A 23,726-nucleotide genomic window follows, 5' to 3' on the forward strand; every position below is an offset into this window, starting at 1 on the left:
AGGCAGCCAAGGCGCGGGCACGAGGATATCGCAACCCCAAGAATCTGATTACCATGGCCTACATCATTGCAGGCAAGCTCAGATTCAACTCGCTATACCCTCAACCCACTTGAAACGACGAGGAACCGAAGAAGATGGCTGGCAGATTCTGAAGGAACAGTTCCCTAGTCTGGCTCAGTTGGATGTTGAGCGGTTCTGTTACGAGCTGGACGATGCGGTGCCGGATGTGAAGGAATTGGTCAGTTCCATATTTTCGAAGGCTTGAGGGGGAGGTCGGATGCTTGCTTCCAGTGCTGGTACCAAGACGCGGGTACTGATTGTTGATGACTCTTCCTTTATGCGGATGGCGATCCGGGGGATACTGTCAAAAGAACCGAGTATCGACATCGTCGGTACTGCCAGTGACGGCGCCGAAGGGGTGGAAAAGGCAATCGCCCTTAAGCCGGATTTGATTACGATGGACATTGAGATGCCCCGACTGGATGGCATTTCAGCACTTAAACAGATCATGGCCAAGGCGCCCACCAAGGTGCTGATGGTTTCCACGCTGACCAATGAAGGGGCGCGGGCCACCTTTGAGGCTCTGGATGCCGGCGCCATAGACTACATCCCGAAGAACATCACGGATTCCTCCGAGGCACAGCATGTTTTTCGGGAGGAGTTGCTCAAGAAGGTGCGTGAGGCCACCCGCTCTCGTTTTTTGCGGGCCGCTCCCGGTGTCGGCCCGACAGCCACGGCTCCGCGCCCGTCGCTGGGCACTGCACCGGCGCCCCGTCCGTCCGGCAGTTCCAGGATTCATGGCAAAAAGATCAGCTATGTCGGCATCGGTGCCTCCACCGGCGGTCCGGTTGCGCTGCAGGAGGTCATCTCCCGTATCCCGATGAACTTTCCCTACGGCATCGTGGTGGCGATCCATATGCCTAAGGCATTTACCGGCCCCTATGCCGAGCGGCTCAATGCCAAGTGCTCGATTACCGTCAAGGAAGCGGTGAACGGGGAACCGGTCAAGCCGGGTACGATCCTGATTGCGCCGGGTGGCATGCACACGCAGCTGGTGCGGGGGGCTGGCGGTCTGGTGGTCAAGACCGCGCCTACCAGCGATTACCCGCAGTATGTCTACATACCGTCGGTTGATCTGATGATTGGCTCCATGGCCGAGGCCTCGGCCGGCGCCATGTTGGGAGTGGTGTTGACCGGTATGGGCAATGACGGCTTTAAGGGGATGCAACAGCTGAAACAGAAGGGCGGCGTGACCATTGTGCAGGACGAGGCCACCTCAACCATCTACGGTATGCCCAAGGCCTGCGTGGACGGTGGTGTGGCCGATGAGGTGCTGCCGTTGGGCCAGATCGGTTATGAGATCGGCAAGTTCGCCGTGTGATGCTGGATAATCGGAACTAACCAAAAGGGCGACCCGAATCGGGTCGCCCTTTTTTAACGTTGTGCGTAGACCACCAGCCCTTTGCTGCTGCTGTCCACCCGGCAATTGGAATAGCCCAGCTTTTTAAGCCGTCGCAGGATGAAGAAAGCGGCAAGCTTGTGTACGCCCGGCAGCAGCAAAGGGAAATGATCGGTGGGCAGTGCGGTCGCGGCTTTCCAGGTAGCTTTGAAGGAATAGGTCGTCATTGTAGGCAAATCCCATGAAACGAGGATTTTTTCGTTCTGGGGCCGGCAAGCAAATGATGACGCGGAGGCGTACTTGTGTAGTACGCCGCACAAGGCATCATGCAGCTTGATGGGGACAGGGCGGAAAAAGATCGTTTCAGCTATGTTCTGACGTTGCGTGGAACTCCAGCTTCGGCCAATTCTCAATAGTGTTGTCCAGCCGCCACTGGCTGCCGGCCATGTAGGTCAGCTTGCCCTCGCCGTCGATGTACAGGTTCATCTTCTCCCGTTTTTCAAACTCTTCAACCAGTTTCTTGTCGCCGGTCACCCAGCGGGCCGTGGCATAGGCCACCGGTTCGTAGGCGATCTCCACGCTGTACTCGTATTTCAGGCGATGCAGCACCACATCGAACTGTAGGATACCCACCGCTCCCACCACCCATTCGGCACCAAACAGCGGCTTGAAGACCTGGGTGGTGCCCTCTTCAGCCAGTTGCACCAGTCCCTTTTCCAGCGCCTTTGATTTCATCGGGTTCAGGAGGCGCACCTTGCGGAAATGTTCCGGCGCAAAGCTGGGGATGCCGGTGAATTTCATATCCTCGCCCAGGGTGAAGGTGTCGCCGATCTTGATGGTGCCGTGGTTGTGGATGCCGATAATATCACCGGGGTAGGCCTCTTCCACGTTGGTCCGGTCCTGGGCCATGAAGATGGTGGCGTTGCTGATCTGCACATCGCGGCCCAGACGCAGGTGGCGCACCTTCATGCCGCGTTCGAAGCGGCCTGAGCAGATCCGGAAAAAGGCGATCCGGTCGCGGTGGGCCGGGTCCATGTTGGCCTGGATCTTAAAGACAAAGCCGGAGAACGGCTCTTCATAGGGTGAAACCATCCGTGAGACCGTGGCACGCTCACGAGGGTGGGGGGCGTATTCAACAAAGGTGTCCAGTAGTTGCTGCACACCAAAGGTGTTGATGGCGCTACCAAAAAAAACCGGGGTTTGGCGGCCGGCCAGGTATTCGTGCAGATCAAAGGGGTGGGCCGCCCCTTCCAGCAGTTCAACGTCGTTACGCAGCTCCTCAGCCTGTGTGCCGAGGATCTCATCCAGTTGGGGGTCATCAAGTCCCTTGACGGTCACGATCCGCCCCACGCCGTTCTGAGCCTCAGGGTCGAACAGCTGCACCTCTTTGTTGTAGAGGTGATAGGTGCCGCGGAAGCGTTTGCCCATGCCGATCGGCCAGGTGATCGGCGCGGTCTGCATCCCCAGGTTTTTCTCCACGTCGTCCAGCAGGTCCAGCGGTTCCTGACCTTCCCGGTCCAGCTTGTTCATGAAGGTCATGATCGGGGTATCCCGCAGGCGGCAGACATCCAGCAGCTTCCTGGTCTGGCTCTCCACCCCCTTGACGGCATCAATCACCATCAGGGCCGAGTCCACTGCGGTCAAGACCCGGTAAGTGTCTTCAGAAAAGTCGTTGTGGCCGGGGGTGTCCAGCAGGTTGACTTCGTAGCCGTCATAGGTGAACTTCATCACCGACGAGGTGACCGAGATGCCGCGCTGTTTTTCCAGTTCCATCCAGTCCGAGGTGGCGTGGCGCGCCGATTTGCGTGCGCGCACCTCACCAGCCTGCTGGATGGCGCCGCCGAACAGCAGCAGTTTTTCGGTGATGGTGGTCTTGCCGGCGTCCGGGTGGCTGATGATGGCGAAGGTGCGACGCTTGTCGACTTCGGTCTGGTTGTGCAGGCTGCTCACGTTACTGCTCCTTGAAGCAAACGGCGGGTAGCGCCCGCCGTAAGTATTATCCCTTGAAGATCAGGCGGTCAACACACCACCGGCCACCGCCGGCAATGGTAAGATAGAGGGCCATTCCCAGCAGGGCCAGGGTGAACTCGATGCCGTGGCCGCGCCCCGGCAGGCAGGAGCTGTTCATAAAAAAGCCGTGGGCCCAGTGAACCTTGTAGATGGCCACCGCCATCACCGAGGCGATGCCGGCTGCAGAAAAGCGGGTCAGAAAGCCGGTCAGCACGCCGATGCCGCCGCCGAATTCGGCGATGATCGCCAACAGGGTGAAGATCGGCGGGATACCCAGTCTCTGTTCAAAGCTGGCAAAGGTGCTGGTCAGGCCGCTGCCGCCAAACAGGCCGAACAGCTTTTGCGAGCCGTGGGCCATAAAGATCAAGCCCAGGGGGATACGGATTAACAGCGGCGCTATGGCGTCGGACAACTCAATGCCACCTCGGGCCATGGTATACCTCCGACATGAGTTAAATAAAAAGGGGACCAATGGTCCCCTGAGTGCCGATTTGGCGGGCGGCAGGAGACTCGAACTCCCGACCTTTGGCTTCGGAGGCCAACGCTCTATCCAACTGAGCTAACCGCCCGCGAACGATAACTTTTACACGAACGGTCTCGACAACTCAAGGGAAAAATCCTGTTCATCCGGCCAGCGCTTTGCTACTATCCTGACACTATGAAGATCATCGGCCTGACCGGCGGCATAGCCACGGGGAAAACAACCGTGGCCCGATTTTTGGAGGAACTGGGGGCGGTGGTGATTGACGCCGACCAGCTTGCCCGCGATGTCGTGGCGCCCGGATCGCCCGCTCTGGCCAAGATTGTGGAACTGTTTGGTTCTGCAGTGCTGGCACCGGATGGTAGCATTGATCGTCAGGCCGTACGTGGGCTGGTGTTTGGCGATCCGCTCAAGCGGAAACAGCTGGAGGCGATTATGCATCCGGCCATCAAGGTGGTATCGGAACAACGATTGGCAGCGGTCAAGGCACGTGGAGCCGCAGTGGCGGTCTATATGGCGCCGCTGCTGATCGAGGCGGGGGCTACCGATCGGGTGGATGAGATCTGGGTGGTGACGTTGCGGCCCGAAGTGCAGCTGGCACGATTGATGGCCCGTGACAACTGCAGCCGGGAACAGGCCGGTCAGATCATCGCCGCCCAGATGCCGCTGACGGAAAAGGAAGGTTACGGCGTGGTGGTGATCGATAACAGCGGCAGCCTTGAGACAACCCGTGAGCAGGTACGGGCAGCCTGGCAGCAAAGGATAGCAGTATGAGTGAAACATCTACCGTGATACGGCGTAAAGGCGCAGCCGCTGTGGCGGCCAGCCGTCCACTGGCGCTGTTTGCCACCGTTGCGTTGGGGGTTGAGGAGTTGACGGCTGGCGAATTGCAGCGTCTGGGAGCATCCGAGATCCAGGTTGTGCGGGGCGGGGTCAGCTTTGGCGGCGATCGCCGCATCCTGTACCGCAGTCTGCTGCGGCTGCGGACCGCCAGCCGGGTGCTGGTGCAGCTTGGCAGCTTTCCCTGTGCTTCGCCGCAGGAACTGTATGACGGCATCCGTGCGCTGTCCTGGACGGAGCTGCTAACCCCTGCCATGACCTTGGCGGTGGATTGCACCCTGCGGGATTCCGCCATCACGCACTCCCATTTTGCCGCCCTCAAGGCCAAGGATGCCATCGTCGACCTGCTGCGGGATACGACCGGCAGTCGTCCCAACATCGAGACCAAGGCGCCCGATCTGCGGGTCAATCTGCATATCGCCAAAAACAGGGCCACCGTGTCGCTGGACGCCAGCGGTGCACCGCTGGACCGTCGTGGCTGGCGGTTGGACCGCAACGACGCGCCGTTGCGGGAGACCCTGGCGGCGGCCATCATGTTGCATACCGGCTGGGACGGCTCGGTGCCGCTCCTGGACCCGATGTGCGGTTCTGGTACGTTACTCCTGGAAGGGGCCGCCATGGCGTTGGGACAGCCTGCCGGGGGCGGCCGGGAGTTTGGTCTGATGCGTTGGCGGGATTTCGACCGTCGCTTGTGGGAACGGTTGCTGCAGGAAGAACAGGCCGCCGCAGCCAGCAGTCTGACCGTGCCGGTGCTGGGCTTTGACCGGGATCCCAAGTCGATCATCGCCTGCCGTGAGAACGCCCGCCGGGCTGGCCTGGAGTATGCCATCTCCTTCGATCGGCGGCCATTTGAAGACACCGAGCCCTGTGGCCATCAAGGGGTGCTGGTGATGAACCCGCCCTACGGCGTGCGGATGGGAGACAAGTCAGAACTGGAAGGACTCTACCGCAAGATCGGTGAAGTCTTTAAGCGGCGCTTCACCGGCTGGACCGCCTATCTGTTGGCCGGCGACCTGGAATTGGCCCGGTTGGTGGGACTCAAACCCGCCCGGCGTTTTGTGCTGTTCAACGGACCGTTGGAGTGTCGTTTGCTGAAGTACGAACTGTACTAGATCCGTCGCCGTGCCGTGCAGAGGTTGCGCACCTGAAAACCGTCCAGTTTGGGCGGTTTTTTTGTTTGTGCCGTTCAGCTTAATCCACCGCTAAACTTGTCAACCCGGCTTTGAGCGGTATAGTTGTGCTAACAACTCTTCGGGAGGGCGCCATGAAAAAGGTAAGCATGATGGTACTGGTGTTGTTGTCAGCCGCCGGTATGGCCTGGGGGTTTGATGCCGGGTCCAGTTGCGTTGGCTGTCACAGCGACCGTGCCAAGCTGAAGGAGCTGGGTGCCGAGGCGATGTACCTCGATCCGGCTCAGGTGGATCGTGAGGTGGGGATGCAGGGCAAACCGACCTGCATCGATTGCCACCTGGGTGACCCCAAGGCCACTGACAAGGCCGCAGCCCACAAAGGGATGCTGGCGCCGTTCCTGGTGGCTGCCGGTAAGAACCATAAAGGGCAGGCCGTATCCCGTGAGGCTGTTGGCGCCCTGCAGCCGTTGGTACCGAAGGGTAGCGGGATGACCAGCATGGTCCCCAAGGGTGATCCCAAGAAACTGGAGGCGGCTGGCATTAAAAAGGTCGTTGGCATTCATTGGCATGACCGTGACCAAGAGACCTTGGCCTATGCCCCCAAGATAGCCCAGCAGACCTGTGGCCGTTGCCATGACAAGGCAGTTAAAGAGTACAACAGTTCAGCCAAGGGCTTGACCAAGAACCAGCGTGCCTTCCGCGACTGGTCAGAAAAACAGCCCGGCCCGCAGAACTGCGGTATGTGGCCCGGCCAGAATGAAGAGGGTATCCGGAGTCAAACCAGTGTGCCGTACAGCAAGGCGATGCATGGCGCCATGGAGCGCTCTTGCAACATGTGCCACGCATCCTGCAATGATTGTCACTACAAGCCGGTGGCCAATAAGGGCAGCCACTCCTTCGGCAAGCCGGACACCCCCAGCTGCTACGGCGGTGGCCGCGCCAGCATCTGTCATGCCGGTCCGATGGACCGTCGGCGTGGTGCAGGCTTTATGCGGGGCGAATACGCCTTCCCGGCCAATATGCCGCAGGGGGCCCATGTCAAGGCCGGTCTGGAGTGTCTGGACTGCCACAAACCGGTCAATCATCAATTTGGTCACCTGGCGGCTGATGATGCGCGTACGTCCTGTGCCAACTGCCATGGCCTGATTGTGAAGGCGGTGCAGGGCTCGTCTCACGGTAAAGTTGATTGCGCTTCCTGCCATGTCACCGTATCCGGCGCCTATCAGTACACCTTCTGGGGGCAGGGGCACTACTACGGCGTGGAAACCCCCTATGGCAAGCATAAAGAATATTACGGCACCCGCGACCTGCCGACCATCATCAAAAATGCCGCTGGTCGCTATATCCCGGTCAAGCCGTACCCGATGGCGGTGCTGAATCAGACCAAGGAGCTGGGCCCCACCGGACTACTGTTCCGGGCGATACCACAACGGACCGTACCGGGTAATCCGCGCATCGGTGAACCGGTCACCTTTGAGGTGGCGCGATCCGCCACCGATGTCAACGATGCCCTGATTGTCGTTGGTACCCGCAATGACCTGCCCAGCGGCAACAAGGCGATCCTCTGGATCCAGATGGACAAGCTGAGCCACGCCATGGGCAAGCCGCGCACCTGTGGCAGCTGTCATGACACCAAGGCCCAGGTCGGTAAGTCGGTGTGGCGTTTCTTTGAGGATCGTGATGTGACCAAGCCATTTGCGGGTAGCTATACGCTGACGGCCGACAAGAATGGCATCCGTTTCAGCAACGTGGCCTGGGAACAGCCGTCACTGGCGGCCAACCGCAAGTTGGAGGATATCGCCCCCTTTGCGGTGCTGCCCACCATGGCCTGGGATGTGAAGGGGATCAACTTTGAGTTGCCGTACAACAAGAAGCGGACCGATGCTGCCCGTAAGGATCTGGAGCGCTTCCTGGCAGAGCTGGACAAGCGTAAGGACGATCCGCGTGCAGCGGAGATTCGTGCCGTGGCCCACCACAACCTAGCCATGGCCAAGCAGATGGTGAAGGCGAAAAAGTAGTCTTCGTGCTACCAGAACAGCAAACGGCCACCCTGTTTTCAGGGTGGCCGTTTTGCTAGGAGACGAGATCTAAGAACGGTCTATTTGACCAGCTTGTGGCAGAACAGGCAGCGATGCTTGGGCGGGTGGTTGGGCGGCAGCTCAACACCGTACTGTTGGTGGCAGGGCTCGCAAAGCTGTTCGGCATCCTTCTTGGCTGGCTTGAAAAAGGCCTTCTTGAAGATTGAGGCGTCGGGGCCGGGGGCGTTTTTGTAGGCCTCCTGGTAGACCGGGTTATGGATCGGGTTATTGGGCACCGGCGTGGTCTTTTCCTTGCCCGAAATGGCGATGAAGGTGCCCACCACCACTACGATCAGGGCGATGAACAGCCAGTCCCGTTTTTCAATCTTCATGGATTAATCCTTTATAAAGCTGAAGTAAACGATCACGCCGCCGATGCCCAGACCGAAGCCGACAAAGGGCAGGATGGTTTTCATGGTCAGCTCTTCATCGGGTGCCGGCATGGCAAAGCGCACCATCACAATCAGCGCCAGCAGGAAAAAGACCGTCAGTAGCACGGTCTTGGAACGCTTGTAGATGCCGAAAAAGATCAGGCCGAAGGTGATTAGCAGAAAGACCCAGTTGCTGAAGATCTGCTGCAGGGTCAGGTTCTGGATGGTGGTCATCAGGTTCTGGGTCTCAAAGGGACGCAGCGCCTCGGTGGTCTTTTCCAGCAATTCCTGCTTTTCCATGGAGCCTCCCGCTGAAAAGAATCGCGCCATGCTAGATCAAAACCGCTGATCAGGCAAGGGGAGATCAGCTAGCTGATGAAATCCATTACCTTGTCCAGAAACGACTTTTTCATCGGATGGGCGTCTTCGCCGCTGATCTTGGCGAACTCCTCCAACAGATCCTTCTGTTTTTTGTTCAGATTGGTGGGAGTTTCCACCTTGACAATCACCAGCTGGTCGCCGCGACCGTAGCCCTGCAGGGAGGGGATCCCCTTGCCACGCAGGCGGTAGATCTTGCCGGACTGGGTGCCGTCAGGGATCTTCATCGCCACCTTGCCGTCCAGGGTCGGCACCTCGATCTCGCAGCCCAGGGCTGCCTGGGCAAAGCTGATCGGGATTTCGCAGATCACATTGTCATCCTCCCGCTGGAACAGCGGGTGTTCCTTGACGCTGATCGCCACATACAGGTCACCGTTGGGACCGCCTTTGACTCCCTGGCCGCCTTCGCCGGACAGCTTGAGGCGGGAACCGGTCTCGACGCCGCCCGGCACCTTGACCGAAAGGGTCTTGGTGTCCTTGACGCCGCCGCGGCCCTTGCACTCGGGGCAGGGATCATCCACCACCTTGCCCTCGCCGTTGCACTGGCCACAGGTCTTGCTGACGCTGAAAAAACCCTGCTGATAACGCACCTGTCCGGCACCACGGCAGGTGGGGCAGATCTTGGGCTCAGTGCCTGGCTTGGCGCCAGAGCCGTTGCAGGCACTGCAGCGCTTGGCGTAAGGCACCTCGATCTTCTGTTCGCAGCCGAAGGCCGCCTGCTCAAAGCTGATCTCCAGGTTGTAGAGCAGATCGTCGCCCCGCCGCCCCTGGGTGCGGCGACCGGCGCCGCCACCGAAGATGTCGCCGAAGATGTCGTTGAAGATGTCGCCAAAGGGGGAGTTGGCCCCGAAGCCGCCAAAGCCGCCGCCACCAAAGCCGTTGCCGGACATGCCGGCATGGCCAAACTGGTCGTACTGGGCTCGCTTCTGGGCGTCGGAGAGCACCTCGTAGGCCTCGGTGGCCTCCTTGAATTTCTCCTCAGCCTCTTTGTCACCCTGGTTCTTGTCGGGGTGGTGCTGGATGGCCAGCTTGCGGAAGGCCTTCTTGATCTCGGTCTCTGAGGCGTTTTTGTGAACGCCTAAAACCTCGTAGTAGTCTCGTTTTTCGCCGTTTGCCACGGGTAAGGTTCCTTGTGGGTGGTTGTATACAGGTGTAGGGGCGGTCCTTCGACCGCCCCTACCGGTGTACGCATGCTCGTACTGGAATCGTTACTTCTTGTCGTCCTGCACTTCCTCGAAGTCCGCATCCACCACCTTGTCGTCCTTGGGCTTGGCCTCGCCTGCCTGCTGACCGGCCTCAGTCCCGCCACCCTCGGCACCAGCTTCAGTCTGAGCCTTGGCGTACATCGCCTCGGCCAGTTTGTGGGCTGCCTGGGCCAGCTCATCGGTGGCCTTCTTGATCGCCTCGGCGTCTTCACCATCCATCACTTTTTTAAGGTCGGCGATCTTGTTCTCGATGTTCCCCTTGTCAACGGCATCGACCTTGTCCCCAACCTCTTTGAGGGATTTTTCGGTGCTGTAGATCATCGAATCAGCCTGGTTGCGGGCCTCAATCGCCTCGCGTTTCGCCTTGTCCTCGGCGGCATGGGCCTCGGCATCCTTGACCATCTTCTCGATCTCATCCTTGGAGAGGCCGGAAGAGGCGGTGATCCGGATCGACTGCTCCTTACCGGTGCCCAGATCCTTGGCCGAGACATGCACGATGCCGTTGGCGTCGATGTCGAAGGTCACCTCGATCTGGGGCACACCGCGCGGTGCCGGCGGCAGGCCGGTCAGCTCAAAGTTGCCCAGGGTCTTGTTGTCGCGGGCCATCTCGCGCTCACCCTGCAGGACGTGAATCGACACGGCCGGCTGGTTGTCGGCGGCGGTGGAGAACACCTGGGACTTGCGACAGGGGATGGTGGTGTTCTTCTCGATCAGTCTGGTCAGTACGCCACCCAGGGTCTCGATACCCAGCGAGAGCGGGGTCACATCCAACAGCAGCACGTCCTTGACGTCGCCCTTCAGCACGCCGCCCTGGATGGAGGCGCCGATCGCCACCACTTCATCCGGGTTGACGCCCTTGTTGGGGGTCTTGCCGAAGATATCCTGCACCCGCTGCACAACCGCCGGCATGCGGGTCATACCGCCCACCAGGATCACTTCGTCGATCTCGGAGGCCGACAGGCCGGCATCCTTCATGGCGGTACGGCAGGGGCCTTCCAGTCTGCGCAACAGATCATCGCACAGCGATTCCAGTTTGGCGCGGGACAGCTTCAGGTTGAGGTGCTTTGGCCCGCTGGCGTCGGCAGTGATGAACGGCAGGTTGATGTCGGTCTCCATGGAGCCGGACAGTTCGCACTTGGCCTTTTCAGCCGCCTCTTTCAGGCGTTGCAGCGCCATCTTGTCGCCGCGCAGGTCGATGCCCTGGTCCTTCTTGAACTCGTCGGCGATCCAGTCGATGATCTTCTGGTCGAAGTCCTCGCCGCCCAGGAAGGTGTCGCCGTTGGTGGACTTGACCTCGAACACGCCGTCGCCCAGTTCCAGGATCGAGATATCGAAGGTGCCGCCGCCCAGGTCGAACACGGCGATCTTCTCATCCTTCTTCTTGTCCAGGCCGTAGGCCAAGGCAGCGGCAGTCGGCTCGTTGATGATCCGCAGCACGTTCAGGCCCGCGATCTTGCCGGCGTCCTTGGTGGCCTGACGTTGCGAGTCGTCGAAGTAGGCCGGTACGGTGATCACGGCGTCGGTGACGGTCTCGCCCAGGTAGTCTTCGGCGGTCTTCTTCATCTTCTGCAGGATGATGGCCGAGATCTCCGGTGGCGAGTACTTCTTGCCGCGCACATCCACCCAGGCGTCGCCGTTGTCGGCCTTGACGATCTTGAAGGGGGAGATGGCGATATCCTTCTTGACCGCCTCGGTGTCGTACTTACGGCCGATCAGGCGCTTGATGGCGAACAGGGTGTTCTCCGGGTTGGTGACTGCCTGACGCTTGGCCTGTTGACCGACGATCCGCTCGCCGGCCTCGGTGAAGGCCACCATCGACGGCGTGGTGCGGCTTCCTTCGGAGTTGGCTATGACAATCGGCTCACCGCCCTCCATGATGGCGACGCAGGAGTTGGTGGTGCCCAGGTCGATACCGATAACTTTACTCATGATCTAACTCTCCTTCCGTGAGAAATCTTCTGTCTGTAAGCTAAGTAGTGGATCCCGGAAAAACAAGGGGGGTAACCATTTATTTTGGCGGTGCGGCCACCGAGACCATCGAAGGCCGCAGCAGGCGTTCTTTCAGCAGGTAGCCCTTTTGAAACTCCTGCACAATGGTGTTGGGCGCTTGATCGGCGGTCTCCACCTGGCTCATGGCCTGGTGAAAGGCCGGGTCGAACAGGGTGCCGCAGGTGCCCTCCACGGCGCAGACGCCGTATTTCTTGAGGGCGGTCAGCAGCATGCCGTGGGTCATGCGGATACCTTCCACCAGGGCAGGCAGTCCGTCCTCGCTGGCATGCTCCAGGGCCCGCTCCAGGTTATCCACCACCGGCAGCACTTCCTCGATGATCGACTTGACGCCGTAGTTGAGCAGCTCTTCCTTTTCACGGGAGGCCCGTTTTTTGTAGTTTTCCAGGTCGGCCCGCTCGCGCAGCAGCTTGTCCCAGTTGTCCCGGGCCTCTTGTTCCTTGGCGCAGAGCGCCTCCTCCAGCTGGCTGATCCGCTCCTCGGGGGTTAATTCGGTCGTGGGCTGTTCGGCGACGGTTTCCTGCGGTTGGTTTTCTTCCATGACGTCTGCATCCTTGTGTGGTTTTCTTTGTGCGTCGTGCTGCTTGTGCATGCCTAGTCGGTGGTCAACAGTTGGCTGACCAGACGGGCAGTGTAGTCAACGATCGGGATCACGCTGGAGTAACCCATGCGGGTTGGTCCGACCACACCCAACAGGCCGATGGTGTCATTGCCGGTCAGGTAGGTGGAGGTGATCAGGCTCATGCCGGCCATCTCCTTCAAGGGCGTCTCGGCGCCGATAAAGATCTGCACGCCGTCGGCCTGCATGCAGCGACCCAGCAGTTCCACCAGACGGCCCTTTTCTTCAAAGGCCGCGAAAATCTCACGCATCTTGCTCAGGTCAGCAAACTCGGGCTGGTCGAAGATGCGCGACTGGCCGGCGATGTAGACATCCTGCTCGACATCGGGCAGTGCCTGCTGCGACAGGCTCAATGCCTTGTTCAGCAATTGGTCGTAGCGGTTTTTTTCCGACTGCATCTCGGCCAGGATCTTCTGGCGCACCTGGTCAATGGTCAACCCCTCCAGGACGCTGTTCAGGTAGTTGGCCATCTTGACCAGATCGTCGTTGGAGAACTCCTGCTCTGTCTCGATGATCCGATTCTGCACCGCTCCGTTGCAGGAAACCAGGATCGCCAACACCTTGCGGCTGCCCAGTTTGACGAACTCCATGTGGCGGAACAGGCAGCTGGTAAAGCGGGGAGCCACCACCAGACCGGTATAGTTGGAGAGCGAGGAAAGGGTGCGGCTGGTCTCCCGTAACACATCGGTCAGGTTGGTGCCGGTCTCGCGGTAGCGCCGCAGGATCTCCTTCTTTTCCTGCGGGCTGATCTGGCGCAGCGCAACCAGCGAATCCACATAGAAACGGAACCCTTTTTCGGTCGGTACGCGACCGGCCGAGGTGTGGGGCGAGGTTAACAGCCCCAGCTCCTCGAGGCTGGCCATCACGTTACGGACCGTGGCCGACGAGAGCGACATGGCGTGGCGTTTGGCAACGGCACTACTGCCCACCGGTTCGGCCGTGGCGATGTAGTCCTCGACGATCGCTTCCAGAATCTGTCTGCTGCGTTGTGATAGGGTCAGGTCTACCACCGAGTGCCCCCTGGGTTAGCACTCTGTCCAGATGAGTGCTAGCAGGTCACAAGGTAATCAGCGGTCAGGGTTTTGTCAAGGCCATAGTGCCGGGGCAGCGGTCGGAAACATTGGCTAAAAAAGGGGCAAATGGCTTGCCTGAAGTGTCTAAACACTATATATAGAATTGTTCTAATCTATTGGCGAGGTGAGGGTGCGTGTCCTGGCGGGCGATCGGCATATTTGACTCAGGGGTGGGCGGTTTGACCGTGCTGCGGGAGCTGGCCCGTGCGCTGCCCCAGGAAGATACCATCTACTTCGGTGACACGGCCCGGGTGCCCTATGGTACCAAGTCGCCGGATACGGTGATCCGTTACTCCCAGGAGATCGCCTCGTTCCTGATGACCCGTGACATCAAGCTGCTGGTGGTGGCCTGTAACACCGCCTCGGCGGTGGCGCTGCCCGCGCTGCGTCGTCAGCTGCCGATCCCGGTGGTGGGAGTGATCGAGCCCGGCGCCCGGCGGGCGGTGGAGGTGACCAGGTCCGGTGTAGTGGGGGTGATCGGCACGGCCGGCACCATCCGCAGTTCGGCCTATTCCCGCGCCATCAAACGCCTGAACCCGACTATCTCTGTGCTGGCCAAACCCTGCCCGCTGTTTGTGCCGCTGGCGGAAGAGGGCTGGACTGATAACGAGATCGCCCGGCTGACCGCCCATCAGTATCTGGATGAACTGCGGCAGGCGGGGGTCGATTCGCTGGTGTTGGGCTGCACCCACTACCCGCTGCTCAAAAAGATCATTGCCGAGGCCATGGGCCCCCAGGTGGCCCTGGTGGATTCGGCCGAGGAGACTGCCCGTACCGTGGCAACCATTCTGCAGGAGAAAAAACTGCTGCGGCCGGCAGCCGAGCAGGGCAACCACCATTACTACGTTACCGATGTGCCGGCCGGCTTTATCCGGGTCGGTAACCGCTTTCTGGGGGGCAAGCTGGGGGATGTCTACCAGGTCTCCCTGGACGATTGCCGTTTGACAGACAAGGAACAGGAATCATGAAACACCGTCGGCGGATTGGGATTGATGTCATTGTGCCGTTTGTACTGGTGGCACTGGTATTTGGCGGACTGGTCTGGCAGAAGTATCGCGAGGCCGGTCAACTGCCTGACGCACCCCCGGGCCAGCAAGGCGCTGCGTTGGTACAGAAGGTGGTGCTGTTCTACGCCAACGACGAGGGGCAGCTCTACCGCGAGGCGCGGGAGGTGGAGCGTTGCGGAGACCGTAGTAACTGTCTGCGGTCGCTGCTGGAGGAACTGTTCAGCGGCCCCATATCCGATCTGACCAACATCTACCCTGAATGGACCACGGTGAATAACGCGAAGATCGAGAACGATCTGGCCGTGATTGACCTGGGTGGCGATTTTGTGGAAGGGCTGGCTGCGGGCAGCTCGGCCGAGATGCTGGCGGTGTATGGCATCGTTAACACGGTCTGTACTAATCTGCCCGAGATCACCAAGGTGCAGATCAGCATCGATGGCAATCGCCAGGCCCGCCTGCGTCACCTGGACCTGTCGGACCCCCTGGTGCCGTACCGTGAGCTGGAGGCCCCGCAGCTTCAGCCGAGCCAGGAAAGGAGCTAGCCGTGCAACCGTTTTTGAACGCACTTGCCGAGCGCACCCTGATTCTGGACGGTGCCATGGGTACCCTGCTGCAGGAGCGAGGGCTTAAGCCGGGCCAATCGCCGGAAGAGCTGAACCTGACCATGCCCGAGGTGGTGGCCTCGGTGCACCGTGAGTATGTGGCGGCCGGCGCCGACATCATAGTCACCAACAGCTTCGGCGGCAGCCGCTGCAAGCTGGAACATTTCGGTCTGGAAGACAAGCTGGTGGCGATCAACGCCAAGGCAGTGGCAATCGCCCGTGAAGTGGCTGGCAACAAGGCCTACGTGGCCGCCTCAATCGGGCCAACCGGTCAGTTTGTGGAGCCGGTGGGCGAACTTACGTTTGACCAAATGGTGGCGGTGTTTGCCGAACAGGCCCAGGCCCTGGCTGATGCCGGCGCTGATCTGTTCAGTCTGGAGACCTTCCTCGATATCAAGGAATGCAAGGCAGCGCTGATGGCCTGCAAGCAGGTGGCTCCACAGCTGCCGGTGATCGCCATGCTGACCTTCGAGGATAACGGCCGTTCAGTGCTGGGTACCTCACCCGAGGCCGCCGCCATTACCCTGACCGCCGCCGGAGCCGATCTGGTCGGTACCAACTGCGGTCTCGGGGTGGATGGGATGTACGACCTGCTGCGGGCCATGCGGCGGGTGACCCACCTGCCGCTGATCTGTCAGGCCAACGCCGGACTGCCACAACTGGTGGACGGTAAGACGGTCTTTCCGGCCAGTCCGGCCGAGATGACCGCCTACCATGACCGTCTGCTGGAACTGGGAGTGCGGGTGATCGGCGGTTGCTGCGGCACCACGCCGGCACATATCAAGGCCATGCGAACCGCCTTGGATGGCCGTCAGCGCGCCTGGCTGGCCGATCAAAGCGGCATGCCGTTGCTGCTGTCCAGCCGTTCCGGCTGGGCCGCCGTGGGGCGTGGCAACCCCACCGCCCTGATCGGTGAGCGGATCAACCCCACCGGCAAGAAGCTCTATACCCAGGAATTGCTGGAAGGCAAGACCGCCTATATCCGGCGCGAGGCCATGGAACAGGCCCAGGCCGGTGCCCATCTGCTGGATGTCAATGTCGGCGCACCCGGCATCGACGAACCGGCGGCCCTTGAGCGGGCCGTGTTCTGCGTCACTACCGCCGTCAGTCAACCGCTGGTGCTGGACTCCTCCAGCCCCAAGGCATTGGAAGCCGGTCTGAAGGCCGCCGACGGTAAGGTGCTGATCAACTCGGTTAACGGTGAACGTAAAAGTCTGCGACGTATTCTGCCGCTGGCTAAAAAGTACGGCGCCGCCGTACTCGGCCTGACCCTCGATGAAACGGGGATTCCCGACACTGCCGAGGGACGGCTGGCCATTGCCCGCCGCATTCGCAACGCCGCCCGCCGTATCGGCATCCCCGACCGGGACATCATCATCGACTGCCTGACCTTGACCGTCAGCGCCGAGCAGAAGCGGGCCATGGAGACCCTGCGGGCCATCCGGCTGGTCAAGCAGAAGCTGGGCCTGACCACCGTGCTGGGAGTCAGCAACATCTCCTTCGGTCTGCCACAACGCCCATTGATCTCGGCCACCTTCTTCGCCATGGCCATGGAGGCCGGTCTTGACGCCGCCATCATCAACCCCAAGGACAAGGCGATGATGGATGCCTGGCGTTCGGCCCAGGTATTGCTCAACCGTGACCCCCAGGCCAGCGGCTACATCGCTGCCTATGCCGGCCAGCAGGCCGATGCGGTGGTGTCGGCTGCAACCGACCAGCCCCTGGCGGTGCGTGATCTGTTGGCCCGGGCCATCATCAACGGCGATCGGGAAGGGGTGGTGCCATTGATCGAGCAGGCCCTCGCTGAGGGGCTGTCGCCAATGCAGATCAGCAACGAAGGGCTGCTGCCCGGCCTGGAAGAGGTGGGCCGGCGGTTTGAAAAGAATATCGTCTTCCTGCCCCAGGTGATGCAGTCGGCCGAGACCATGCAGGCCGGTTTCGGTCGTCTCAAGCAGGAGCTGTCCGGTCAACAGGCCCAGTCACTGGGCCGGATTCTAATGGCCACCGTGGAGGGTGATATCCACGACATCGGCAAGAACATCGTCTGCACCCTGCTGGAAAACCATGGTTTCGAGGTGTTCGATATCGGCAAGAACGTCTCGGCCGCCACCATCATCAAGAAGGCCCAGGAACTGCAGGTTGATGCGGTGGGGCTCTCGGCCCTGATGACCACCACCATGGCCGAGATGGAAGTGGTGCTTAAAAAACTCAAGGCAGCCGGCATACGCACCTTCACCATGGTGGGCGGCGCGGTGGTCTCGCAGGAGTACGCCGACCGGATAGGCGCCGACCTCTACGCCAAGGATGCCATGGAGGCCGTGGCGAAGATCAAAAAACTGCTGAAGCACTAACGCTTGCGGGGATACCACCATGCTGCTCGGCTATAACCACAACATAACCTATAAGGGCGACGTCTTTCATATCCAGACCGAAGACAGCGGGGTCAAAAACCCCCATGTCATCACCCTGCTGTATCGCGACGGGGTGATTCTCTGCTCCAAAAAGACCAGCTACGCCGATATCCTCAAGATTGAACAGTTGGAGGCGGTGGTCGAGGATCTGATGAAGGAGCAGCATAAGGATATGCTGCGGCGCCTCAAAAGCGGCGAGTTTGACGCTCGGGCCTTCCCGGACAAATCCAAGCCTGAGCCGGTTACCGAACTGAAGGAAGAAGCGGTCATCAGCGAGCCGCCCGTAACACCAGCGGTCCCTCCGCAGGAGCCGGATACCAGCATTGATCTGTTGTTTCAGGAGCCGGTCACTGACGGCAAAGCTGCCCCTGCTCAACAGAAGGCCCCGGAACCCAAAAAAGAACAGTCCGGCAGTCTCGATGACGCCATCCTCAACTTTTTCGGCGCCTCAAAATAGTACCCTGTCTGCGGCATCGGCAAAAAAAATATTGACAGCCCCAGGGGCAGTTTGTTATACAATCCATCTCTTCACGCGGGAATAACTCAGTGGTAGAGTGCAACCTTGCCAAGGTTGAAGTCGCGGGTTCGAATCCCGTTTCCCGCTCCATCTAACTTAAAGGAACCCTTAGGGGTTCCTTTCTTTTTGCCCTAACTTTCACAAAAACTTTCACAAGCCGCCCGTTTCGATTCTGGCGTAACTCGCAGGGATAACAGGATAAAGATACGAATCCGGTGTGCCTGGTGTGTACCCATTGGGGCCATAGGGGAAATACTCTCCCTGGTGCGGTGGCCGTCTCTGCTTGGGTTCTACGAAGTCCCTGCCGAAGTATTCCAGAATCAGCCAGAAATCTTCTTCCAGACCGTCGATGTAATCCCCGTAGACCTCGTAGATCATCTTCTTTGAGCCATGGCCCATCAAACGAACCAGCCGGTTCGGATCAATCCGCAGAGTTAAAGCCCAGGCAGCGAAGGAGTGCCGCATCGAATAGGGAACCTTATCGGTGATCCCGCTGGCCTGTCCTGCCTTTGACCAGATGTTTTTCAGGAAGTCGGCAGGCCGGAAGGTTTTGCCTGCCTTGGTGGTCACCAGTAAATCGCCGGTACTGCGCTCAAGAAGGACATCCAGCCGTTTTCTGATGGCCTGGGTGATCGGTATCTTCCTGATCCGGTAAATGGTCTTAGGTGTATCGCTGGCCTTGCCTCTGACGATGGTGTGCTGCACCTTGATATGATCCTGGGTGATGTCGCTCTTTCTCAGACCGGCAATCTCGGAATTGATCATCCCGGTAAGGATCATCAACTCCACCACCGGCTGATACCAGGGATCAACCTCGTTCAAGAACGTCATCCATTCATCGAACCTGAACCCTTCCCGCCGTTTGGCCGGTGTTTTAGGGAGGTGTTTCTTCAGGTTGGTGAAGGGATTGTGCAGCGTCCAGCGGTACTGGTCACAGGCATCATTCCAGATGGTGCGTAGCGGAATGAGGATGTTCTTTGCCCTGGCCTTTGACAGTGGTTGCCCTTTGAGTGGTCCCTTCTTCCGTTTCAGACCGGCAATGAATTTCTGAATCTCCACGCCGCTGATCTGGAAGAAGGTCAGCTCCTTGAAGTGCGGCAACAGCCAGTAGTTGATGATCAGCTTGTAGTCGTCCTTCTTGGTCCCTTCCGAGTACTGCTCCCAGACATCCTGGAACCACGCCGCCACATAGTCACCGAATAAAATATCCTTCGGTTCCGGGCTGTACTGCCAGCCTTCCAGCTTGGCAAAGTAGGCTTTTTCCTCTTCCGATGCACCGGGGAAGGCATCGGCAAAGACCAGCTTGCCAGCGTCCCGTCTCTCTATCACCCGATCCAGCCAGGTTCTGACCTTCTCGCGGTTCTTCTTGGTGTCGTTCAAGCCGGTGGTTTTCTCTATCCGCCGGTTGAAGTAGGAAAAGAGAACGTACAGCTTACGAGAGCCAGGCTTCCTGATAATGGCCCCTTGTTTCTTATCCTCGTTGTCAAAGAGCATGTCGAGGTGGTGGTTGATCTTACTCATAGCGTTGTCCTTTCGTGCGCAACGCCCCACCATTCAAAAGTCTGCCTATGACCATAGCACAGCTTGCCATAGCCTTAGTACTCGAAGTTAATCGCCGAGGACTTGCGCCCGCCAGCAGTCGGCAGCGGTGCAGCCTTGGCCGGTTGGAGTGTCGGGCCAGCAGAACAATTCAGAAGCACAGCAACCGCCTCGGCATTCCAGACGAAACGCAGCACCCGCCCGATCTTGAAGAAATGCAGCCCCTGCACCAGGATATTCTTCTGCATCCAGGCAAAGACCGTTGCACGGGATACCTGCAGACGTTCGGCAAACTGTTCCACGGTTAAGACGTCAGGGGTAGTCTGGTGGTCACTCATGGCTGGCCCCCTGTTCTGACAGCATCCTTTCGGCCTCTTCTCGCGTCAGTCCCCCGTCGATCATCATGGCAATGCGTTCCTCGCGTGTTATGCGGTCATCGTCGTAATTGTCGGCACGGCCTTGCGTGGAGACAAACAACATCTGTTCATGCCGCATACTGAGACGCTTTGAGCCGTCATTAAGTAGGTGGCTTACGTACCCTTCAAAGCCGTTGCGCCCTAAATACTCACGGATCACCGCCAGGAGCGGGGCATACTGTTTCTGTAAGTACGCCATTGCCTCTTCAACGGTCTTGATCTGGGGGGTGGTTGTGAGCTTGATCTTTTCAGTGGATTGCAGCCATGCAGCCCACCAGTCCTGGACCGAGCACCGGCTGGTGTTGAGGTTGTCGGAGTTGATGACAGCAAGGTACTGATTCAGGATACCGACGAACAGTTGACCGGCAGGGATGCCAGAGGCTAAGAGCTTGACCGCTTCCTGCGCTCGCTTGTCTTTTAATTCAAATTCAGCGCGCCGCCAGACAAAGGGCAGGCCTAGCTGTGCAGACTTGTCGTAGAAGCGTAAAAATACCCGAGACGACCGTTTGCCAAAGTAGATGGTGTTATCACCGGTTTCAGCCTGGTACGCGCCACGTGATAGGCCATAGCCCTGAATCTGTGAAGCACTCTTGAAGCGGGTACGGATTTCCTGGTTGAGAACAGCAGACTTGAGTTTTTCTAGATCGAGCGTAGAATCCACATTGTCGTGGGCCAGATCAAGGCGGGTAAAGGTTGCCTTGTGTGCAAGCGCATTGGTAAACAGATCAAGCCACGGGCTGTCAGTAAACTGTGCTTCATACTGTCGGCACCCCTGGCCGGTCATGGTTACATGACATCCCATGTTTTCGCGACCTTCATAAAAGATTGCAATGCTGCCGCTGCGAAGGGTACGGGAATAGCCGTAATGGCCCCGTTCCATTTCAGTGAACAAGGCTGCATCTAGCTTGATGATTTCAAGCACTTCATGGGGATTGTTGATTTTGAAGGTAAAGGCAGCCCAGTCGATTAAGCACTGGTTAACAATGGGGATTGCAATTTGCGCCCCCGTAATTACTGGCCGGGGGCTGTTGGCGTCTCCGGTGTACCCACCTCCGACGCTGGTATCAACGGCAGTATCCTGCCGTTGTCCCGCCGATCCGCCGCGGTTGCCGGCAGAGCCAGCAATCCCCGCCGGATCGTCCGGGGCTCTTGTAAGGCGGTCGTTGGTGGTGTTTGGTGAAGTTGCGGTGTCAGATACAAAAATAGCCATGATAACGTCTCCCCGTGTGCTGATAGCACTGGAAATCGTCCATGGCTGTGTGATGTACCTCTTTTTAGTCGTTTAGTTTAAGCGGGGATCGCTATCTATTTTGTGCGCGTCTGTTCTAACTAGGGTCTTTTGATTTTAGGTGCCCGTACTTTTATGTGTGCACGTCGGCTTTAACCGGGCTGTTGATTTTATGCCCTACACTTTATGTGGCGCTATCTCTCTTTTTGGCCCCTTGTTTTTAGTTTATGAGGTAACAACCAGGACGAATGTGCTGCAAAAGGTGCAGCGCCTGAAACGGTTACTTGTTAAGGCGAGGAATACGCCAGCAAACAAAGGCTGTCAAGAATATTTTACATAAAATTGACTGGTTGACTTGGATGGACTGTGGTAGACTTCCGACAAAAGTATCAAACTTTTAAAACTAACATAGTTCTGACAAAAAGAGGATTTTATGGGAACAATTCACTGTTTAGATGTAGGTTGCAGTGATTCAACAGTTATTAAAACAGGCTCAGCAACCTTTCTCGTTGATACACATAATATTGGTGAATATTCAGAATTACTTCCTTTAAATAAAAAAATAAGGGGTGTTTTTATTACGCACCAGCACAAAGATCATTACTCAGGCCTGAAGTACCTATGGGATAATGATTATTCTATAGATTGCCTTATCTATAGCCCATACACAAGACGTCGAGGTGATTCTAGTGTAACACTAGATGAGTGGAATGAGTTTAATGACTTAAAGGATAAATTTTACAATAAAGGGACTAAAACATATACGCCTTTTAGGCAAGATAGTTGGGATAAGCCATATTGGGAAACAGACGGTGCTAAATTCTGGATGATAGGTCCTGATAATGGTACTGCGTCATCAGATACTAGGGAACTGCATGACGCATGCTTGGTTATTAAAGCCGCCTTAGGGCAAAGGCAGGTCTTGTTCACTGGTGATGCATCTGATGCAAATCTTCAATTTATTCATGACAATACAAAAAACTTCTGTAATGATATTTTGCACGCAAGTCATCATGGCAGCATAAATGGTGCATGTCTTCCATTTATAAAGAAATGCAACGCAAAATACACCGTAATTTCAACCAAAAGCGGTGTTCATGACAACGTACCACATCCGACGTCAATCAGACGTTATAATGACAACACCAAAAACAAAGTATATAGGACAGACCATGATGGAACCATCAAATGGACATTCTGATATTTCAACAAATTCATTTTTGCATAAAGAATACGAATTGTGTTTTGCCCAGCTAAAATTTTATGATGAGCGGCAAATAAACCTAATTAAGTATTTATTTACTTTATCAACAACTGTATCAGCAGCACAATTTGCTTTATATAAAACATTTGATTATATTAACTACGATTTTTTTATCTGCCTTGCATTTCTTTCTACAGTAGTAGTTATAGGGTCAATTCTTATTTTATTGTCAATCCTACAGAACAGACTTTATTTTGTATATACAGCACGACAAATAAATGCAATTCGTGGTCATTTGTTGAAGTATGAAGCGCCAATGTTTACAAAAAATCAACTTTATACAAAGACTGATTTTCTAGCTATAAAACCATTTAGCGTTCACACTTTTAAGTTGATTGGTTCCGCATTTATCACCGCTTTGTTCGCGGGCTCCGCTACTTACGCCCTTTCTCGGCTAGGCGGGTATTGTTACCCATGGTTCATTGCAGGTTTGGTATCTTTGTGCGTTTTAATCGGTCTCGTGATAGGCGGATATAATTATTTAAAAATTCAAGGGGCGAAGTCGGCAGATCAGGCAATACACGATGAAAGATAATACTTCGATTTGTAAACAAACCAGGCAAATGCAGTGCCCTTGTTAAGTTGTCACACTCACATACCTTTCACGACTTCTAGCACATGGGATTTTTCTACATTTGATTATGTTGGACTTTTGAATAGTGGGGTGCTGGTTAAAATTCTAATATTGTTTAAATTATTTTATGTTGATAGTACGGCTATCAGCCTTCGAATCCCGTTTCCCGCTCCATTAAAAACAAAAGGGCCAGCTTTTAAAGCTGGCCCTTTTTTGTGTTCGTATTTGTTAGTAAGCAGCCCCTTCGGTCGTCAGCAGTGCATCTGTCGATAGGGGCCGTTCCTCGCTAGCTGGCGGTGCGAAACATGATCACCTCGGCCTCTGCCATAATCTTGCCATCCAGTTCAAGCCGGCCCTTGACGTCCACCAGGCGACGGCGTTCTCCCACTACCTCACCGATTACGGTGACCATTGATCCGGTCGGTACCGGCGCCCGGTAGCGCAGTTTCAGCTCGCTGGTAACCACCTGCATGCCGCCGCACATGCAGGCCTGGGCGCAGATTTCGTCCAGCAGTGCCGAGATGATACCGCCGTGGGTGATGCCCTGCCAGCCCTGAAACTGTTCACCGATCCGCAC

Annotated in this window: 23 protein-coding genes, 2 tRNA genes and 1 pseudogene; 12 read left to right on the top strand and 14 right to left on the bottom strand. The window is 57.4% G+C overall.

Annotated elements, in window-relative coordinates; genetic code table 11:
• Positions 1 to 265: pseudogene (locus RBQ93_RS11755) on the top strand (hypothetical protein); the annotation flags it as partial.
• Positions 266 to 277: 12 nt separating this feature from the next.
• Positions 278 to 1,381 (top strand): chemotaxis response regulator protein-glutamate methylesterase, encoded by a 1,104-nt coding sequence (locus tag RBQ93_RS11760; RefSeq protein ID WP_320372309.1) that lies wholly within the window; start codon positions 278 to 280, stop codon positions 1,379 to 1,381.
• A 53-nt stretch (positions 1,382 to 1,434) separates the two neighbouring features.
• Here RBQ93_RS11760 and RBQ93_RS11765 read toward each other — a convergent pair whose 3' ends face one another.
• From RBQ93_RS11765 to RBQ93_RS11780, 4 genes are all read right to left on the bottom strand, one after another.
• Positions 1,435 to 1,626 (bottom strand): hypothetical protein, encoded by a 192-nt coding sequence (locus RBQ93_RS11765; protein WP_320372310.1) that lies wholly within the window; start codon positions 1,624 to 1,626, stop codon positions 1,435 to 1,437.
• A 136-nt stretch (positions 1,627 to 1,762) separates the two neighbouring features.
• Complete coding sequence (locus RBQ93_RS11770; RefSeq protein WP_320372330.1) at positions 1,763 to 3,340, bottom strand: peptide chain release factor 3; 1,578 nt, start codon at positions 3,338 to 3,340, stop codon at positions 1,763 to 1,765.
• A gap of 55 nt (positions 3,341 to 3,395) precedes the next feature.
• Complete coding sequence (locus RBQ93_RS11775) at positions 3,396 to 3,842, bottom strand: DoxX family protein (protein ID WP_320372311.1); 447 nt, start codon at positions 3,840 to 3,842, stop codon at positions 3,396 to 3,398.
• Positions 3,843 to 3,901: 59 nt separating this feature from the next.
• Positions 3,902 to 3,978 (bottom strand) — tRNA-Arg (locus RBQ93_RS11780).
• A gap of 89 nt (positions 3,979 to 4,067) precedes the next feature.
• Between RBQ93_RS11780 and coaE the strand changes: the two genes are divergently transcribed.
• The 3 genes from coaE to RBQ93_RS11795 all read left to right on the top strand — a co-directional run bounded on the left by coaE (position 4,068) and on the right by RBQ93_RS11795 (position 7,878).
• Positions 4,068 to 4,664: a dephospho-CoA kinase gene (gene coaE / locus RBQ93_RS11785; protein ID WP_320372312.1), complete on the top strand. Its 597-nt coding sequence runs from the start codon at positions 4,068 to 4,070 to the stop codon at positions 4,662 to 4,664.
• Positions 4,661 to 5,842 carry a THUMP domain-containing class I SAM-dependent RNA methyltransferase gene (locus tag RBQ93_RS11790; RefSeq protein ID WP_320372313.1) on the top strand — a complete coding sequence of 394 codons (1,182 nt, stop codon included), beginning with the start codon at positions 4,661 to 4,663 and terminating at the stop codon, positions 5,840 to 5,842. Before coaE ends, RBQ93_RS11790 begins: the two co-directional genes overlap by 4 nt.
• A gap of 152 nt (positions 5,843 to 5,994) precedes the next feature.
• Complete coding sequence (locus tag RBQ93_RS11795; protein ID WP_320372314.1) at positions 5,995 to 7,878, top strand: cytochrome c3 family protein; 1,884 nt, start codon at positions 5,995 to 5,997, stop codon at positions 7,876 to 7,878.
• Positions 7,879 to 7,958: 80 nt separating this feature from the next.
• Here RBQ93_RS11795 and RBQ93_RS11800 read toward each other — a convergent pair whose 3' ends face one another.
• The 6 genes from RBQ93_RS11800 to hrcA form a co-directional block, all read right to left on the bottom strand.
• Complete coding sequence (locus RBQ93_RS11800) at positions 7,959 to 8,270, bottom strand: cytochrome C (protein WP_320372315.1); 312 nt, start codon at positions 8,268 to 8,270, stop codon at positions 7,959 to 7,961.
• 3 nt (positions 8,271 to 8,273) lie between these two features.
• A complete protein-coding gene (locus RBQ93_RS11805; RefSeq protein WP_320372316.1) occupies positions 8,274 to 8,609 on the bottom strand; it encodes a hypothetical protein in 336 nt (111 codons plus the stop codon).
• 68 nt (positions 8,610 to 8,677) lie between these two features.
• Complete coding sequence (dnaJ, locus tag RBQ93_RS11810) at positions 8,678 to 9,805, bottom strand: molecular chaperone DnaJ (RefSeq protein WP_320372317.1); 1,128 nt, start codon at positions 9,803 to 9,805, stop codon at positions 8,678 to 8,680.
• Between the two features lie 90 nt (positions 9,806 to 9,895).
• Complete coding sequence (gene dnaK / locus RBQ93_RS11815) at positions 9,896 to 11,821, bottom strand: molecular chaperone DnaK (RefSeq protein ID WP_320372318.1); 1,926 nt, start codon at positions 11,819 to 11,821, stop codon at positions 9,896 to 9,898.
• Positions 11,822 to 11,900: 79 nt separating this feature from the next.
• A complete protein-coding gene (gene grpE, locus RBQ93_RS11820) occupies positions 11,901 to 12,491 on the bottom strand; it encodes a nucleotide exchange factor GrpE (protein ID WP_320372319.1) in 591 nt (196 codons plus the stop codon).
• A 2-nt stretch (positions 12,492 to 12,493) separates the two neighbouring features.
• Positions 12,494 to 13,528 (bottom strand): heat-inducible transcriptional repressor HrcA, encoded by a 1,035-nt coding sequence (gene hrcA / locus RBQ93_RS11825; RefSeq protein ID WP_413818384.1) that lies wholly within the window; start codon positions 13,526 to 13,528, stop codon positions 12,494 to 12,496.
• A 197-nt stretch (positions 13,529 to 13,725) separates the two neighbouring features.
• Here hrcA and murI point away from each other — a divergent pair, with 197 nt between their 5' ends.
• From murI to RBQ93_RS11850, 5 genes are all read left to right on the top strand, one after another.
• Positions 13,726 to 14,559: a glutamate racemase gene (gene murI / locus RBQ93_RS11830; RefSeq protein WP_320372320.1), complete on the top strand. Its 834-nt coding sequence runs from the start codon at positions 13,726 to 13,728 to the stop codon at positions 14,557 to 14,559.
• Positions 14,556 to 15,140 carry a GerMN domain-containing protein gene (locus RBQ93_RS11835; RefSeq protein ID WP_320372321.1) on the top strand — a complete coding sequence of 195 codons (585 nt, stop codon included), beginning with the start codon at positions 14,556 to 14,558 and terminating at the stop codon, positions 15,138 to 15,140. Before murI ends, RBQ93_RS11835 begins: the two co-directional genes overlap by 4 nt.
• 2 nt (positions 15,141 to 15,142) lie before the next feature.
• On the top strand, positions 15,143 to 17,551 hold the full coding sequence (locus RBQ93_RS11840; RefSeq protein WP_320372322.1) for a homocysteine S-methyltransferase family protein: 2,409 nt from the start codon (positions 15,143 to 15,145) through the stop codon (positions 17,549 to 17,551).
• A gap of 19 nt (positions 17,552 to 17,570) precedes the next feature.
• Positions 17,571 to 18,068, top strand: a complete 498-nt coding sequence (locus tag RBQ93_RS11845; RefSeq protein ID WP_320372323.1) for a hypothetical protein — start codon at positions 17,571 to 17,573, stop codon at positions 18,066 to 18,068.
• Between the two features lie 75 nt (positions 18,069 to 18,143).
• A tRNA-Gly gene (locus RBQ93_RS11850) sits at positions 18,144 to 18,218 on the top strand.
• Positions 18,219 to 18,278: 60 nt separating this feature from the next.
• On the opposite strand, the gene RBQ93_RS11855 is transcribed toward RBQ93_RS11850, so the two are convergent.
• The 3 genes from RBQ93_RS11855 to RBQ93_RS11865 all read right to left on the bottom strand — a co-directional run bounded on the left by RBQ93_RS11855 (position 18,279) and on the right by RBQ93_RS11865 (position 21,293).
• Entirely contained in the window at positions 18,279 to 19,649 is a 1,371-nt protein-coding gene (locus RBQ93_RS11855) for a tyrosine-type recombinase/integrase (protein ID WP_320372324.1), read from the bottom strand.
• Positions 19,650 to 19,723: 74 nt separating this feature from the next.
• Entirely contained in the window at positions 19,724 to 20,005 is a 282-nt protein-coding gene (locus RBQ93_RS11860; RefSeq protein ID WP_320372325.1) for a helix-turn-helix domain-containing protein, read from the bottom strand.
• Positions 19,998 to 21,293: a replication initiation factor domain-containing protein gene (locus tag RBQ93_RS11865; RefSeq protein ID WP_320372326.1), complete on the bottom strand. Its 1,296-nt coding sequence runs from the start codon at positions 21,291 to 21,293 to the stop codon at positions 19,998 to 20,000. The genes RBQ93_RS11860 and RBQ93_RS11865 overlap by 8 nt, the downstream gene beginning before the upstream one ends.
• 451 nt (positions 21,294 to 21,744) lie before the next feature.
• On the opposite strand from RBQ93_RS11865, the gene RBQ93_RS11870 reads away from it, so the two are divergent.
• The gene (locus RBQ93_RS11870) at positions 21,745 to 22,512 is read left to right on the top strand and encodes a ComEC/Rec2 family competence protein (RefSeq protein WP_320372327.1); all 768 of its coding nucleotides are present in this window, start codon (positions 21,745 to 21,747) and stop codon (positions 22,510 to 22,512) included.
• Positions 22,484 to 23,110, top strand: coding sequence for a hypothetical protein (locus RBQ93_RS11875; protein WP_320372328.1), 627 nt, complete (start codon positions 22,484 to 22,486; stop codon positions 23,108 to 23,110). Before RBQ93_RS11870 ends, RBQ93_RS11875 begins: the two co-directional genes overlap by 29 nt.
• 325 nt (positions 23,111 to 23,435) lie before the next feature.
• Here the strand turns inward: RBQ93_RS11875 and RBQ93_RS11880 are convergent.
• A partial coding sequence (locus tag RBQ93_RS11880; RefSeq protein ID WP_320372329.1) for a PaaI family thioesterase occupies positions 23,436 to 23,726 on the bottom strand: 291 nt, incomplete at its 5' end.

It is taken from the genome of Trichlorobacter sp. (assembly GCF_034008105.1).
Taxonomy (GTDB): Bacteria; Desulfobacterota; Desulfuromonadia; order Geobacterales; family Pseudopelobacteraceae; genus Trichlorobacter.

What these genes read in the sequence shown, in the direction of transcription:
- RBQ93_RS11760 (WP_320372309.1), top strand. Translation starts at nt 278, where the DNA reads ATGCTTGCTTCCAGTGCTGGTACCAAGACGCGGGTACTGATTGTTGAT.
- RBQ93_RS11765 (WP_320372310.1), bottom strand. Translation starts at nt 1,626, where the DNA reads ATGACGACCTATTCCTTCAAAGCTACCTGGAAAGCCGCGACCGCACTG.
- RBQ93_RS11775 (WP_320372311.1), bottom strand. Translation starts at nt 3,842, where the DNA reads ATGGCCCGAGGTGGCATTGAGTTGTCCGACGCCATAGCGCCGCTGTTA.
- coaE (WP_320372312.1), top strand. Translation starts at nt 4,068, where the DNA reads ATGAAGATCATCGGCCTGACCGGCGGCATAGCCACGGGGAAAACAACC.
- RBQ93_RS11790 (WP_320372313.1), top strand. Translation starts at nt 4,661, where the DNA reads ATGAGTGAAACATCTACCGTGATACGGCGTAAAGGCGCAGCCGCTGTG.
- RBQ93_RS11795 (WP_320372314.1), top strand. Translation starts at nt 5,995, where the DNA reads ATGAAAAAGGTAAGCATGATGGTACTGGTGTTGTTGTCAGCCGCCGGT.
- RBQ93_RS11800 (WP_320372315.1), bottom strand. Translation starts at nt 8,270, where the DNA reads ATGAAGATTGAAAAACGGGACTGGCTGTTCATCGCCCTGATCGTAGTG.
- RBQ93_RS11805 (WP_320372316.1), bottom strand. Translation starts at nt 8,609, where the DNA reads ATGGAAAAGCAGGAATTGCTGGAAAAGACCACCGAGGCGCTGCGTCCC.
- dnaK (WP_320372318.1), bottom strand. Translation starts at nt 11,821, where the DNA reads ATGAGTAAAGTTATCGGTATCGACCTGGGCACCACCAACTCCTGCGTC.
- grpE (WP_320372319.1), bottom strand. Translation starts at nt 12,491, where the DNA reads ATGCACAAGCAGCACGACGCACAAAGAAAACCACACAAGGATGCAGAC.
- RBQ93_RS11835 (WP_320372321.1), top strand. Translation starts at nt 14,556, where the DNA reads ATGAAACACCGTCGGCGGATTGGGATTGATGTCATTGTGCCGTTTGTA.
- RBQ93_RS11845 (WP_320372323.1), top strand. Translation starts at nt 17,571, where the DNA reads ATGCTGCTCGGCTATAACCACAACATAACCTATAAGGGCGACGTCTTT.
- RBQ93_RS11855 (WP_320372324.1), bottom strand. Translation starts at nt 19,649, where the DNA reads ATGAGTAAGATCAACCACCACCTCGACATGCTCTTTGACAACGAGGAT.
- RBQ93_RS11860 (WP_320372325.1), bottom strand. Translation starts at nt 20,005, where the DNA reads ATGAGTGACCACCAGACTACCCCTGACGTCTTAACCGTGGAACAGTTT.
- RBQ93_RS11865 (WP_320372326.1), bottom strand. Translation starts at nt 21,293, where the DNA reads ATGGCTATTTTTGTATCTGACACCGCAACTTCACCAAACACCACCAAC.
- RBQ93_RS11870 (WP_320372327.1), top strand. Translation starts at nt 21,745, where the DNA reads ATGGGAACAATTCACTGTTTAGATGTAGGTTGCAGTGATTCAACAGTT.
- RBQ93_RS11875 (WP_320372328.1), top strand. Translation starts at nt 22,484, where the DNA reads ATGATGGAACCATCAAATGGACATTCTGATATTTCAACAAATTCATTT.